This is a genomic window from Methylomonas sp. LW13 (assembly GCF_016865255.1).
Classification (GTDB): Bacteria; Pseudomonadota; Gammaproteobacteria; order Methylococcales; family Methylomonadaceae; genus Methylomonas.
In genome coordinates this window covers 4,589,724-4,603,441 of the sequence record NZ_CP033381.1, presented here as the reverse complement: position 1 = coordinate 4,603,441, position 13,718 = coordinate 4,589,724, and the positions used below count along the sequence as shown (strand labels likewise).

14 protein-coding genes are annotated in these 13,718 nt (G+C 50.9%); 4 read left to right on the top strand and 10 right to left on the bottom strand.

Features of this window, described 5'->3' with window-relative positions; translation table 11 throughout:
- Positions 1-41: 41 nt before the first annotated feature.
- A complete protein-coding gene (locus JL719_RS20905) occupies positions 42-2,072 on the bottom strand; it encodes a methyl-accepting chemotaxis protein (protein WP_033157810.1) in 2,031 nt (676 codons plus the stop codon).
- A gap of 119 nt (positions 2,073-2,191) precedes the next feature.
- On the bottom strand, positions 2,192-2,461 hold the full coding sequence (locus JL719_RS20900) for a hypothetical protein (RefSeq protein WP_033157811.1): 270 nt from the start codon (positions 2,459-2,461) through the stop codon (positions 2,192-2,194).
- Between the two features lie 194 nt (positions 2,462-2,655).
- Between JL719_RS20900 and JL719_RS20895 the strand changes: the two genes are divergently transcribed.
- Positions 2,656-3,381, top strand: coding sequence for a pentapeptide repeat-containing protein (locus JL719_RS20895; protein WP_033157875.1), 726 nt, complete (start codon positions 2,656-2,658; stop codon positions 3,379-3,381).
- A gap of 41 nt (positions 3,382-3,422) precedes the next feature.
- Here the strand turns inward: JL719_RS20895 and JL719_RS20890 are convergent, their stop codons facing one another.
- A complete protein-coding gene (locus JL719_RS20890; RefSeq protein ID WP_033157812.1) occupies positions 3,423-4,205 on the bottom strand; it encodes a symmetrical bis(5'-nucleosyl)-tetraphosphatase in 783 nt (260 codons plus the stop codon).
- A gap of 564 nt (positions 4,206-4,769) precedes the next feature.
- On the opposite strand from JL719_RS20890, the gene JL719_RS20885 reads away from it, so the two are divergent.
- Positions 4,770-5,039, top strand: a complete 270-nt coding sequence (locus JL719_RS20885; protein WP_033157813.1) for a hypothetical protein — start codon at positions 4,770-4,772, stop codon at positions 5,037-5,039.
- 224 nt (positions 5,040-5,263) lie between these two features.
- Here the strand turns inward: JL719_RS20885 and JL719_RS20880 are convergent, their stop codons facing one another.
- A complete protein-coding gene (locus tag JL719_RS20880; RefSeq protein WP_033157814.1) occupies positions 5,264-5,671 on the bottom strand; it encodes a DUF805 domain-containing protein in 408 nt (135 codons plus the stop codon).
- 236 nt (positions 5,672-5,907) lie between these two features.
- On the opposite strand from JL719_RS20880, the gene JL719_RS20875 reads away from it, so the two are divergent.
- Positions 5,908-7,113, top strand: coding sequence for a cyclic di-GMP phosphodiesterase (locus JL719_RS20875; RefSeq protein ID WP_033157815.1), 1,206 nt, complete (start codon positions 5,908-5,910; stop codon positions 7,111-7,113).
- 92 nt (positions 7,114-7,205) lie between these two features.
- On the opposite strand, the gene JL719_RS20870 is transcribed toward JL719_RS20875, so the two are convergent.
- The 3 genes from JL719_RS20870 to gpmI all read right to left on the bottom strand — a co-directional run bounded on the left by JL719_RS20870 (position 7,206) and on the right by gpmI (position 10,281).
- Entirely contained in the window at positions 7,206-7,547 is a 342-nt protein-coding gene (locus tag JL719_RS20870) for a hypothetical protein (RefSeq protein ID WP_033157816.1), read from the bottom strand.
- 181 nt (positions 7,548-7,728) lie between these two features.
- A complete protein-coding gene (locus JL719_RS20865; protein WP_033157817.1) occupies positions 7,729-8,526 on the bottom strand; it encodes a cobalamin-binding protein in 798 nt (265 codons plus the stop codon).
- A gap of 114 nt (positions 8,527-8,640) precedes the next feature.
- Positions 8,641-10,281 (bottom strand): 2,3-bisphosphoglycerate-independent phosphoglycerate mutase, encoded by a 1,641-nt coding sequence (gpmI, locus tag JL719_RS20860; protein ID WP_033157818.1) that lies wholly within the window; start codon positions 10,279-10,281, stop codon positions 8,641-8,643.
- 482 nt (positions 10,282-10,763) lie between these two features.
- On the opposite strand from gpmI, the gene JL719_RS20855 reads away from it, so the two are divergent.
- Entirely contained in the window at positions 10,764-11,720 is a 957-nt protein-coding gene (locus JL719_RS20855) for a cupin domain-containing protein (RefSeq protein ID WP_033157819.1), read from the top strand.
- Positions 11,721-11,846: 126 nt separating this feature from the next.
- On the opposite strand, the gene JL719_RS20850 is transcribed toward JL719_RS20855, so the two are convergent.
- The 3 genes from JL719_RS20850 to JL719_RS20840 all read right to left on the bottom strand — a co-directional run bounded on the left by JL719_RS20850 (position 11,847) and on the right by JL719_RS20840 (position 13,710).
- Positions 11,847-12,398 carry a hypothetical protein gene (locus JL719_RS20850; protein ID WP_033157820.1) on the bottom strand — a complete coding sequence of 184 codons (552 nt, stop codon included), beginning with the start codon at positions 12,396-12,398 and terminating at the stop codon, positions 11,847-11,849.
- 830 nt (positions 12,399-13,228) lie between these two features.
- The gene (locus JL719_RS20845) at positions 13,229-13,528 is read right to left on the bottom strand and encodes a type II toxin-antitoxin system RelE/ParE family toxin (RefSeq protein WP_033157821.1); all 300 of its coding nucleotides are present in this window, start codon (positions 13,526-13,528) and stop codon (positions 13,229-13,231) included.
- Positions 13,522-13,710, bottom strand: a complete 189-nt coding sequence (locus tag JL719_RS20840; protein ID WP_033157822.1) for a hypothetical protein — start codon at positions 13,708-13,710, stop codon at positions 13,522-13,524. The genes JL719_RS20845 and JL719_RS20840 overlap by 7 nt, the downstream gene beginning before the upstream one ends.
- Positions 13,711-13,718 lie beyond the last annotated feature (8 nt).

Here is a 13,718-nt window from a genome sequence, read left to right as displayed (position 1 = left end):
CTACCTGGGTGCCTGCACAAATCGGGTAGCGGCTTCTCTTGCTAGATATTCAGTTTGAATTGCGTGGTTAGTTTTTGTAAGTTTTCCGCTAGCTGATTCAGCTGGCGGGCTTCGGCGGTAGTCTGATTAGCCCCGCTACTGGTGTGTTCCGACAAATTGGTAATGTGGACGATATTCCGATTGATTTCCTCCGTCACAGCCGTTTGCTCTTCGGCCGCGCTGGCAATTTGCAGGTTCATCGCGTCGATGGTTTCCACCGATTGGCTGATCGCTTCCAGGGATTGCATGGCCTCCCGAGATTTCTCCACACCCACATTAGCTTGCGTACGGCTTTGCTGCATCACGGTGACCGCTTTGCGCGATCCGGCCTGTAATTCGCCTATCATATTTTCGATTACGGCAGTCGATTCTTGGGTACGGCTTGCCAGGCTGCGAACTTCATCCGCCACTACCGCAAAACCGCGGCCGTGTTCGCCGGCGCGGGCGGCTTCAATGGCGGCATTCAATGCCAATAAGTTGGTTTGTTCGGCGATACTTTTAATCACATCCACCAAAGAGCCTATGGATTCGCTGCTTTTTTCCAGACTTTGAATCACATTGGCAGCACCTTCGATGTCTTTAGCCAATTGGCTGATCGATAGTGTGGCGCTTGCCACGACACTTTGACCGTTTTTTGTTTGCTCGTTAGCGGTGCTGGCCGCTTGGGCCGCCGTATTGGTGGTGGAGGCAACGTCCTGGATGGTCGCGCTCATCTGGTTCACCGCGGTCGCAACCGAGGTGATTTCTTCGCGTTGCCGGTCGAGATGAGTCGCACTTTGGTTGGCAACTGTGTAGACTTTTTGCGCCGACGTATGCAATTCGGCACTGGTATGAATGATTTCTTTCAGCAAAGCCGAACTAGTGTCTATCATGGCGTTAAAGTTTTCGGCAATCTCCCGCATTTCATCGTTGGCATCAATATGTATTCTCGCGCTCAGGTCGTTTTGGGCAACGCGCTTAGTTGCGAGGTTAATTGCGGTTATGTTGCGATTGACCGACTTGGTTAAGCCCAGCAATAGCACAATGACCACCAACAACACCCCGATTAACCCGGCCAGCGTAAATTGTAAAAACTGTTCGGCTGCCGCGCTGCGGGTGCGAAAAAGCAGGTCGAGTTCGGCTATCAGTCCGGTGTAAAGCTGGTAAGACTGGGTGATGGCTTGGGTGGAGGTTTCGAATACCGTATCGCTACCAACAGAAATGGTTTCGCTTTCGACCAATTGCTGGCGTAATAAACCGAGCATGGTTTGCAAGGCTGTTCGGTAGTTTTCATTGGTGCCGCGCAAGTTTCGCGACACCTCGGGGTTTTCCGCAAACGCCACGGCCAAGCCTTCATCCACCTTGCGGGCATAGGTTTCTATATTAGCGATTAAGATCAACAGCTTGGTCAAGGATTGCGGTGTGTGACTACCTTTGGCGGCGATGCCGGACGCCAGCGCCCGCGTTTGCCCCATCACTTCGATTAATTCGGGCAAATCGGCCGTCAGTACGAAGCCCATATGAAAGCTATCCAGCTTGGGGTCGAGGATGATGCCGGACGTGTTCGAAATATGGGTTAGTAGCTTCAAGCCATCGGCAATCAACACGTTATGAGCGGTTATCACTGCACTTAACTCTTGATCCTGGGAGTGTGTTTTGATGTCGTTCCACTGTTGGCGGAGCTTGGCGAGCATGTCGTCGGTTTGCAAGGCCTCATGCAGTTCGCGGTCGGTTTTTTCCAGTTCCGCAAAATAGCCATCGATTTCTTCGCGTTTACTCGTGATGCGTTCCTTAAATTGGGTTGCGCCGTTGCGAAACGCGCTGGTCATGCCCCGATGCTGCTGAATGTGTTCGATTGGTTTTCTGAGGGCGGCGATGTAACTTAGGCCATGGCGTTCTTGCGCCAAGGAGTCGATTTCCTGTTGAAATTGTCTGATCAAGGTGCCGGCCATGAACAGCATCGGGATCAGCACGATGCTGAATAGCAGCGCAAATTTTGCGGGATAGCGCAGCCTATCCATCAAGGCGATTGCGGGCGAAATGACAAAATCCATAGTTAAGATCCTGGCGATGTTGTGGGGGCGCGTGTCTGGGCAACTATAGTTGCTTTATGTTTTTTGGAAAGTATCTAGTAAATTTAATCGGCGGCGTGTTTGTTAAGCAGTTTTATGTTCTATAGGCGGGCAATCAGCAGGATCGCCGCCGAAACGATTAAACAGCTTCCCGCCAGCCAAGCCCCTGGACGGGACGGCTTCTTCGAAACTCGCAACATGATGAGGGTTGTCAGGGAAATCAGTAAGGCCGGATACGCTATCATAATCGCCAACGCCGGTAGCGCGGTGTTTGGGCCGGCTTCTTCAAGCGTGTAATAGCTGAAGCAGCCTAAACCGGGCAGCGCTAGTATCAGCCCCAAAATCAATAATTTATGATAGAAAGCGTTCACGCTAAACAGCCTTTAGTGGTTGTGTTGCCAAAAGTATATAACTTGTCGAAAACCCTTGATCATGGCTGGCCTGAAGTAGCGCTTCTATAGGGCGGGAAAATTTGCCTAAAGCCTGATTTATTGGATTATGATGCACTGAAACTCGCAAGATGGCGGTTATTTTTTGACCGTCTAACCCGCTTTGAGGAGTGGTTATGCAATACGATTCCGGTGTTTGCCGAACATTGGTAGCTTTCAGTTTGGGTTTTTGGCTATTGCCATGCGCTGCGGCGGAACTCACTCGAGAAGGCGTTATCGCGATTATAGCCGAGGCCGGCAGTCAGCAGCCGAACTTGATCAAGAAAGACCTGTCGGGTTTGGATTTATCCGGAATCGATTTCAATAAAGCCGACCTGTTTTCCAGCAATCTTGACGGGGCAAAGCTAACGGCAGCTAAAATGGTAGGTGTCAATCTCAATCTTGCGCAGATGCGTAATGCGAATTTGCAGAATGCCGATTTATCCTATGCCAGCCTATATGGCGTACTGATGGATTATGCCGACTTATCCGGCGCGGACCTGAGCCGCAGCCGCGTCACCGGATCGCTGAACAATGTTAATTTCGCCGGCGCCAAATTAAAACAGGCCAATTTAGGTCCTAATTCGGCGAGTCCGCGGCAACTGCGCGATAAGTTGGAAATGAACAATGCGATACTGAACAATGCGGATTTGAGCGACGCGAATTTTAATTACGCGCTGATGAGCAATACATCGCTCCGCCATGCCAATTTGAGCGGCGGCCAGTTTATCTGGGCGGACTTGTCCGGCGCCAATTTAGACGGCGCGACTATTTCCGGCGCGGATTTTAGAAGTGCCAAGTTTGATGATGCAAATTTGACTAATGTGACAGGGGCCGATACAGCCCTGGGCTTTAAAAAATGAGCTTAAATTCGCCGGCTAGGCTGAGTTCAAGCAACAGCGCATTAAGACATTGCTGCAATCATTGCGCCGGATGTGGATAATCGCAAAGCCGACAACGCGGGCAGCGGATAGAAGCCGGCGCAATTACTATCGGCAAAATGCGCGTCATCGGCAAAAACTAGGTTCAATTGCGATGTTAGCCGGTTGGGGACACGATACCAAGGCATTAAACCGCTCGGTTGAGCATCGACTGGGCCCGTTGCGTTGAAATCCAGCTTGCCTTGTTCATTGCAATAGGCCATTTGCGTATAGGCATTGGCAATAAAATTCAGCCGTTTCCAGCCGCGCAGTTTGGCATGCCAGCGCGACTGGTCTTGCTTGCGGTTTTCCAGAAACGCCGCGTAATTGCTTCCCGATAAAACCGATTCCACTTCATACGCAAAAGTCAGCGCCTGGCTGAAAGTCCATTCGCCAGGAAGACCGGCATTTACCAACGTAAAATTAAGCTTGGCATCGTGATGAATCAGGCTGCGCAGCCGCAGCCATTTCAATAATTCGTCCCGGTCCGGGGCGTTAAGAATTTCATCCAAGGTATCTTCCGGGGCCAATGGCGTATAGCCCAGCGCAACGCTCAAGAGATGGAGTTCTTGTTTGCCCAATACCACAACAGCGGCTTTGCCCAGGCTTTTCACGTAACGCAGTACTTGTAAAGATTCCGGCCCGTGATTGATAAGATTGCCGGCAAACCACAGTCGATCTTCCAATGGGTCAAAGCCGATGGTGGTCAGCCGTTGCATCAGTGCTCGGTAATCGCCGTTTACGCTGCCGATGGCATAGGTAGTCATAGGTATTTAAATTCCAAAGCCATGTTTGAACAAATGCCCGGCCATGACCGGAAGGTCAGCGCAAAGCCGGCATATTGCCTGAACCCTATCAATTTTGATGCCATTAATCTTGGCGCCGGATTTCAGCGGAAGATGATCCTGCCAACTCACTGATTATGCGTTGGAAATAGATGAAAAATCGGCAATATGCCGATGGGTTTAACTTGGTCAACCTGGTTCGTTCCCCACTAAATCCGCAGTTTTGCCGCTGAAATGTAAAGTAATCGACACGTTTTGCCGCGCTTATTAACTAAGTCCATCGTTCTTGCTGGTGATATTCAGACTGTCGCTTTATTCGACAAGCCGGCAAGGAATTCACTATATGTAAAATCTATTGAAGCTATAAAAACAATCAATTTTATTTACTCCAGGAGTTTGTTCACAATGGTCTCCAAGCTGGATCGGTTGAATTTCCAATCAGAATTCCAGTGATTTATTAACCCAGGCCGACATACCGTTCTTATCGAACGAGATGCAGAAACAGATAGGGCCGGGTTCATAACCATTATTACCAGGAGACCTATCATGAAAACCTTAAATACCATCCAATTGGCTATCGTCCTTACTGCCGCTCTTGTCTCGACAAGTGTTCAAGCACAGGGTGATCGCATCGCCTCCGGCGGCTTTTTAAATAGTTGGGTTGCTGAAGTGGTTTACGACAATCCCGCGCACAATCGCGGCATACATAGTTATCCCAATCCGCTTGCGCCGGTTGTGGTAGCGGAAAAAGATATGATTTATGTTGATAAAGCCCATGGTCAAGCTATTTACAGCTATCCCAGAAATACCAAATGAGCTCAACTCACGGCGGACGCCTTCGGGCGTTCCGCCAGTATTGCCCAAATAGTCACTTCGCTGTAATGCTCGCGAAAGCGGGAATCCAAGATTACCATTGAGCGAAGATAATTAAGGGCCGGGCTAAAAGAATTTTATCTTCCCGGAAACCAAGGTTTTAGGCGCGTCTAAGGGCGTGGTTGATAATCTTGAACAGGTTCAAACCAGCTGATTGGAATAAGCGCTTACAAAGCCCGTACTAATAGCACAGGCATCCACGGGCTCACCAATAACAGAAAGCCGGTAAACCAGATATCGAAGGTAGGGCGCAACGCCGGAGCTTCCAGTTGGTCGGCGGCCGGATTGCTGGGGGCGAATATTAATACCAAAGCCACCAACAGCATCAGCGGCGGCGCGAACAAAAATCCGAGCAATATTCCCCAGGCCGAAGAGCCGATGTCGCGGCAGCGTTTTATCATGGCGGATACCCCGAATAAGCCGCATGCCAGGGCGATAATCAAATAGAACGGCACGGCATATTCGTCGGACGACCCGCTGGTCGTTATCTGATGCGCATACAGGGGTAGCGCCAAAGCATTCAGCAAAGCCGGCAGGCCTAAAGCGATGTATCGAGAACGGTCGTAACGCAGCATGGTTCTATCTATTCCCTAAATTTGCAGTTAACCGGATCGCCTAGGTTAGCTCAGCGGCTGGCGATTGCCAATTTTTGCGTGTTTTTTGATGATCCCCGCACTAGGATTAGGGGTTGTTTTGGTGGCTTTATTGGTTACTGCTCCGTTCATGACTACTGCTGATACACTTACAGCGAACCCGGTCCTATTCATAACGGGTATGCCGCCATAGTCGCAATCCGCCGGGCAAATGCGCAATGATAAAAAAAATCGATGTAGCCGACCTGAAGCCCAAGATGTTTATCCACGACATCAACTGCCCGTGGATAAACCACCCGTTCTTGCGCAACAGCTTTTTGATCGAATCCGCTCAAGACATCGAAAAAATCGCCGCCTACGGCATTTGCCAGGTCTACATAGACACCACGCTCGGCCCGGATATGCCGGAAGCCCCAACCGTTCATGACATAAACCGGCAGCTTGACGAACATATGCAGCACTTGGGGCGCACGCTCAAGCGCGTGCCGCCGCCGGTTAGCGTCGAAAAAGAACGGGTAAAAGCCAAGCAAGTCTGCCGCGAAGCCAACCGCATCGTACACAACGTCCTTCAGGATTGCCGCTTGGGTAAGCAGGTCGAATTGGAGCAGGTAGAGCCGGTGGTTTCCAATATCATCGATTCGATTTTCCGTAACCCGGACGCCATAGTCAGTCTGCTCAGAATCAAGCAGGCTGATAAATATACTTTTCAGCATTCCGTGGCGGTCGGCACCTTGCTGATTAGTTTTTGCAGAGCTTTGGATATAGACCGCAAGCTTATCGAACAGGTCGGCCTGGGTGGTTTATTGCACGACATCGGCAAAATGCAGGTGCCGAATAACATTCTGAACAAACCTGGAAAACTGACGGAAAGCGAATTTGAGATTATGAAAAATCATGTGCGCTACGGCTGTCAGGTGTTGGAGAAAACGCCGGGTATTTCACCCATCACGCTCAATGTCGCAGCCGAACACCACGAATGCTACAACGGCAGTGGTTATCCACTAGGCCTGAAGGGCGATGAAATCAGCCTTTACGGGCAGATGGCTGCGGTAGTGGACGTATACGATGCATTGACATCCACGCGGGTTTATCACACCGGCATCGAACCCACCGAAGTGCTAAGAAAGTTATTGGAATGGAGCGACCATCATTTCAATCTGACGCTGGTGCATCAATTTATTCGCAGCATCGGCATCTATCCGGTCGGCACCTTAGTACGACTGGAGAGCGGTTATTTGGCCGTCGTAGTTGAGCAACATCATGAAAACCTGCTGCATCCACGGGTGAGAGTGGTATTCAATGCCCGGACGCGCTGCTACACACCTCCCGCAGATTTCGATCTGTCCAAACCCGGTTGTAATGATCGGATTACCTCGTTTGAGGTGCCCGCGAAGTGTGGGGTCGATCCTCAGCGCTATTTATAGTCACAGTGAAGTTGCCGTCTGATTTTATGACGCTGTATTGGGCTACCTACGCAGCCCAATACAGGTTTATGCATGTTTTGGCTGGCAATCAGCTATTCAGCTTCTATGGCTATAGGTGCGCCTGATTCATCGACTGGCTGCACAAATTCAAACAACTTGGAGCCGGTATTGATCACTTCGACGTTACCCTGAAAACCACTGCGCGCAGCAACATTTTTGCAAAAGGTTCTTTTGATAAAGCCGGTCGTACATTTATTGGTGCCGTTGCTCAGATCGTCGGCAATGGTCCAGCCATCGGGACAAATAATCGTGGGAATATCGAAGGTTTTACATACCGGTTTAGGTGTGGTGCCGCCACCGGTCGGCTGGGCATGGGCAATGGCGCTGGCGCCGAACAAAACAGTGCTTAGGAAAAATAATTTTGGCGTTTTCATGTGATACCTCTTCGATGATGATCATTGATCAAGCTCCCTGGGGGGGTGGCATGAAGAATCCCTTTCGAAGAGGAGATTAAGATTTAGGCGCGGGTTTTGATATGAACTATTCCATCCGGCCCGGCGGGATTAATTCACAGCTATAGCCTGCGCTATTGGATTTATTTGAGCACCTATTAGGCTAAGCACAATCTTGCTGCCAATCATTGATGATCTGACATATTTGGGCCAAACCATCGCTAAGTGCCGCCGGTCCTGGCTGTAAAATATCGCAAGATTTAATTTCGTAGACTCGTTGTTGTTGTACGGCCGGAATGCTGTCCCAACCGGGGCGGGCAGCCAGGTGATCCGGGCGGAATTTTTTACCGCACCAGGAGCCGATGATGATGTCAGGCGCGCGCCTTACCACTTCCTGAGGATCGGCGATGATGCGCTGTTTGGCGGAATGTTCCGTGGCCAATTCGGCAAAGCAGTCCTCACCGCCGGCGATGCCAATCAACTCCGATACCCAGCGGATACCGGAAATCATCGGCTCATCCCATTCTTCAAAATACACCTTGGGACGTCTGGCAAAACTTAGGCTGCGCAGGCGGGTGGTTTCCAGTTGTTGCCGGTACTGCGCCACCAGCGTAGCAGCTTTTTCCGGGACGCCGACCATCGCGCCCAGCAAGCCTATCATCTGCAAAATACCGTTGACTGAGCGTTGATTGAACACATGCACAGCAATACCGTTACGGATTAACTCCGCCGCAATCTCAGCTTGCAAATTCGAAAAGCCCAGCACCAGATCAGGCTCTAGCGCTAGGATTTTATCGATTTTGGCGCTGGTAAACGCCGAGACCTTGGGTTTTTCCTGGCGAGCCTGCGCCGGTCTGACCGTATAGCCGGAGATGCCGACGATACGAGCTTGCTGGCCCAGCAAATACAAGGTCTCGGTGGTTTCGTCGGTTAAACAGACGATGCGTTCGGGGTAGTCCATTAGTTTTCCAAATTAGGTCATCAGGGGTTTTTAACGAATTTCCAGCGGCCAATAAAAACCGCCTAACAGCGTATAGCCGAAAGGCGGTGTCATCAGCTGAGAATGCTTTACGGCTTAGCTGGCTTTGATCAAGCTAGGATCGTAATCTTCCGGTGCTTCAAAGCCCAGCAGATTCAAAATAGTCGCAGCCACATTCGACAACCCGGCTTTTGGTAAATCGTCGCGGAGTGTGTAGCCAGGGTTCTCCCCGGACACCAGCACAAACGGCACCGGGTTCAAGGTGTGCGAGGTTTTGGCTTTGGTGCGGCCTTCGGCGTTGCGGGTGACATTGCCTTTTTTATCCAGCTCGTACATTTCGTCGGCATTGCCGTGGTCGGCAGTGATGATCGCCGTGCCGTTCATCTCCAAAATCACCGGAATCAGACGTGCCAGTTGCAGATCCAGGCCTTGCATCGCAGTGACCGCCGCTTCGAAATTGCCGGTATGGCCGACCATATCGCCGTTGGCGTAATTAACCCGCAGGTATTTGTAGTTACCGCTACGCACCGCGTCGATCAGAGTATCGGTGATCTCGGCGCATTTCATCCAAGGCCGCTGTTCGAAAGGCACTACGTCGCTGGGGATTTCCACATACGTTTCGGAGGCCTCGTCGAATTTGCCGGAGCGGTTGCCGTTCCAGAAATAGGTCACGTGGCCGAATTTTTGGGTTTCGCTGATGGCGTATTGGCTGATGTCGTTTTTAGCTAGGTATTCGCCCAGTGTGCGGTCTATGGTAGGTGGCTCGACCAGAAAGCGTGGCGGCAGTTTGGTATCGCCGTCGTATTGCATCATGCCGGCGTAAGTCACTTTCGGCAGCGGGCCACGCTCGAAGGGGCTGAATTGTTCTTCGGTAAAGGCGCGGGAAATTTCGATAGCGCGGTCGCCGCGGAAGTTGAAAAAAACCACCGCGTCGCCGTCGACTATAGTACCGAGAGGCTTGCCGTCTTTGGCAATCACGAAGCCGGGCAAATCCTGGTCGATAACATTGGCTTCGTTGCGGAAGGTTTCAATTGCTTCGTGGGCGCTGGCAAATTGCCGGCCCAAACCCAGCACGTGGATGTCCCAGCCGCGTTTGACCATCGACCAGTCCGCTTCGTAACGGTCCATGGTGATTTGCATGCGGCCGCCGCCGGAAGCAATCGCCACATCAAAATCCGCGCCGCGCAAGCCGTCCAGATAGGCTTCGAACGGATCGACGTACTCCAAAGCTGACGTTTCGCCGACGTCGCGGCCATCCAGCAAAATGTGGATACGCACTTTAGCCACGCCTTCTTGCTTCGCTTGCTCGATCATCGCTTTCAAATGGTCGATATGCGAATGCACGTTCCCATCGGAGAACAGACCTAAGAAATGCAAAGTGCCGCCTTGTTTGGCGGTAGCGACCACCTCATGCCAGGCATGGCCTTGCCAGAGATGGCCGCTGCTGATCGATTCGGCGACCAGTTTCGCGCCTTGGGCAAACACCCGGCCGGCACCGAAGGCATTGTGGCCGACTTCGCTATTACCCATGTCTTCGTCGCTGGGCATGCCCACTGCGGTGCCGTGCGCCAGCAGCGTGGTCATCGGATAGCTGGCCATGTAACGGTCCAGATTTGGGGTGCGCGCGGCTTTAACCGCGTCGCCGTCTTCGCGCGGCGAAATGCCGACGCCATCCAGAACGATGGTAACGACAGGGCCGGGGCAGGTGGGAAAACGGGAAGATTTTGTTAATTTCATGGTGTTATGTCAGTGAGTGGTACGTCAGAAGTTAAAAGAAACAGGGTTTAGCGATTTAGATTTGTGTGACGGCTGAGCGGTCAAAATGGCCGACATCATACCTGATCAGCGACGTCCAGCAGCGCGTCAGGATAAAAGAAGGCGTTGGCGATGGTGACTTCATGTAGCATATGTAAGTGCGGCAAGGCGTGTCATTTAGCGATTGATCTGCGCGGACGCCTCGCCGTGCAAATAATCTTCCGCGCTTAATGATAATTTTTTCTGCCAGAGCCATCTTGAATTTGCCTTGGATATACAAAACGATTCTAACGGTTGCCGATGCAATGTGGAACCCTTGTGCCAAGTATTTCGTCCGAACTACGGATTGAAAAAACGTCTGTGCATTTTGGGTTTGACACAAATCCACTTTGTCAAACCAGCGAGCGTACAAATTAAACCATCACGCTATTTACCTAGATTGCATACATTAGAAAGGTGCCGCCATGACCATTGTCAAACCGCAAAACCCGCTTGAGCCCTTGCTGGAAAATGGCCGCTATTTTGAATATACCCAAGCCGCTGACCCAATTGGCTCCGGCGCTATCACTAAATTGCCGTTCGCCAATTTCGGCAGCGAGTTGCATCGAACCGGCGGCACCCGGATTATCCCGCTGGATGTCAGCGAGCAATTGCGTTGCCCTGGTCCAGCCACCAGCCCGGCCTTGTGCGCGAATTTTGTCAGAATTCTGGCTGGCGAGTCGCTGGCGACTAATTTCAATGCTACCTCGCTGTTGTTTTACGTGATGTACGGCGGTGGCCGCACTGAATTCGATGACCTGACCATCCCCTGGCAAGCCGGCGATTTTGTGGTGCTACCGGTGGGCAAGGATATTCGACATTTTGCCGACAGCGATTCGGCCTTTTATCTGGTGCACGACCAGCCGCTGTTGACTTACCTGGGGGTGACAGCCGACAGGCCATGCTTTAAACCGACGCTTTATACCGCAGAGGATTCGCTGCGCGAGTTGGCGGCAGCGCAAAAAGCCGCCGAGGGGATAAATCGCAACCGCATCAGCGTCTTGCTGGCTAACAAAGCCATGGACCAAACCCTGACCGTGACGCATACGCTGTGGGCGATGCTGGGCGTGCTGCCCAAAGGCGCGGTGCAATTGCCGCATAGGCACCAATCGGTGGCCTTGGATTTAATTCTGGATTGCGCGCCGGGTTGTTACACCCTGGTAGGACCGCAGATTTCGGCGAACGGTCAGATCGTCAATCCCACCCGTGTCGATTGGCAACCCTATTCCGCTTTTATCACCCCGCCTGGCTATTGGCATGCGCATTACAACGAGTCCGGCAAAGAGGCGCATTTGCTTCCGCTACAGGACGCCGGCTTGCAGACCTATTTGCGCAGTTTGGATATTAAGTTTGTGTTGCCGGATGGGAGTGTTTCGGGGTGAGTTTAGAAACCGCAAGGTTTGCGAACGATGCGGTGTACGTTGTTTAGCGCATCCTCGTGCTGACGGCAAGGCGGATTTTTCAATGTTTCTAGCCCGGCCGTCAGTTCAAGTTCACGGTTTAAGCGGTTAAAGGCCCCTGACGCGAGAATAAGTGAAATTCGTTGCAAAGTAATTAACGGCTGTATAAAGAGCTTTGATCTCGCCTTCCAACACGTCTTTGTTGGTTGGAAACATCGCTCCCCCTTGTCCCCGGTAGAAGCCAAAATTTGGTTCTAGAAACACAATGTCGGAGCCGGCGCCTGTAATGACAATCGCTTCGTGATTATTCTCGGTCGCGGAGGCCGGTGCCTTGTCATTTAGTGCGCCGAACCATAAGCCGATCCGGTAAAGCGAATTGATCTTCAATGGTGTGTTTAGCGATGGGTAATTGTCCTGTGGTGTGCCATGGACCCCACCGCCCTTTTGCGCAAGATTTTTAGCTTTACCTGCCTTAATTATTGTGGAAGGTATGACGCTTTCGGCGGCTTTGACCGCATCTTTAAAAGCACCTACACCGGGTTTGGCCCAGATTTTCTCTTCGACATATTCGCAGATGTAATAGCAAATCCCTTCCGACGAATAGCCGAATTCACCGAGAAATTTAGCTTGGGCGAGTGATTTCAATAAGGTGATTGGCATAAGCAGAACCCCATAATTTGGTTGATTGATCGGTTAACTGCGACTTTTAAGGAGATCAAGACGATAGTATCGTTTATTCACCGCCAGCCGCTGTTGAAGTAGTTGGTTGAGCCGTTTTCGCCCCACTCGGTAACAAATAAGCAATCGCCACGCCAATTTACTTAGAGTAGATAACTCTATGAATTAAAATAGATAAATTTATCTTCGAAGGGTGGAAATGCTTATACCAATATCAAATTCGGACGAAATACCGTAGATCTACGATATTTCGCAATTTGTCGTGTGCTGAATTAGTAGCATCCAGCAGACCGGTGATAAAACGCTGATATATCCATAGCCCACAGAGTCCGTGATTTTTTATTCGCCGGAAGCCGTCATTGGGCGTAGGTGGGCGAACTCCACACCAGTTTCGGCGTAAACACACATAGGTTCAGAAAGCGCGTGAGGTTATACCCAAGGGAACAAATACGCAGCAAAGAAGAGCAAGGCCTGGATGATTTTGCGGTGTTTGGGGGAGCAAACGTTTTGCCGCGAGCGGTAAGGTCGTCGACGGCGCTACCGGCCTTTTTGCGGGCCAAACGGGTCTTGCTATCTTGAGTATCGAGTCCGTGGACGAACGCCGGTTGGTCATAGTCCTCGTAGCTCTGGATAGCGAAGAGTATTCGGAGGGATTAAGGTGTTAGATTTGTTCTATTACGTTTAACTAACGTTATTTACATTTCTGGAATTCCAATTTGTAATGTTTGAGCATCTCTTGCAGCGTCAACAGGTTTTGATCGCAAATCGCTGCTTAGCGTTTCAAAAATTGTCTCTCCCTTGGATTTGCGTGTTTATTGGTCTATCGATAAGTCCGAATTTTTGAAATCGCGGCGTTTATGAACCACTGTGACAACATAGGCTTGATTAAACTTAATTTGGTAAATGATTCTCCAAGAATGCACGCCGATTTCCCTTAATTCCTGTTGTTCAAACTCGGGCACTTTTTTACCGAGGTAAGGAGACACCAGCAGGCTGTCGGTTTTTTGTATCAATTCCCGGATGATGCGTTTGGCAGTAAGCGGTGAATCCCGCGCGATGTAATCATGAATGGCTTTGAGGTCTGTTCTGGCGCGAGGCGTCCAAATTACCATTGCTCGATTTCGCGTAGCAAGGTCTCGCTGCTAATGCCCTTGCCTTGCTCTACATCTTCTAGCCCCTGATATATTTTGTTCATAACGTAGAGCCGGTACACGATTTCTTCAAAATTCACCGTGTCTGGCAATAGATTGATGGCGGCGATGGCTTCTTGCTTGGCGGTTTGGCAGCGCGGCATATTCCCTC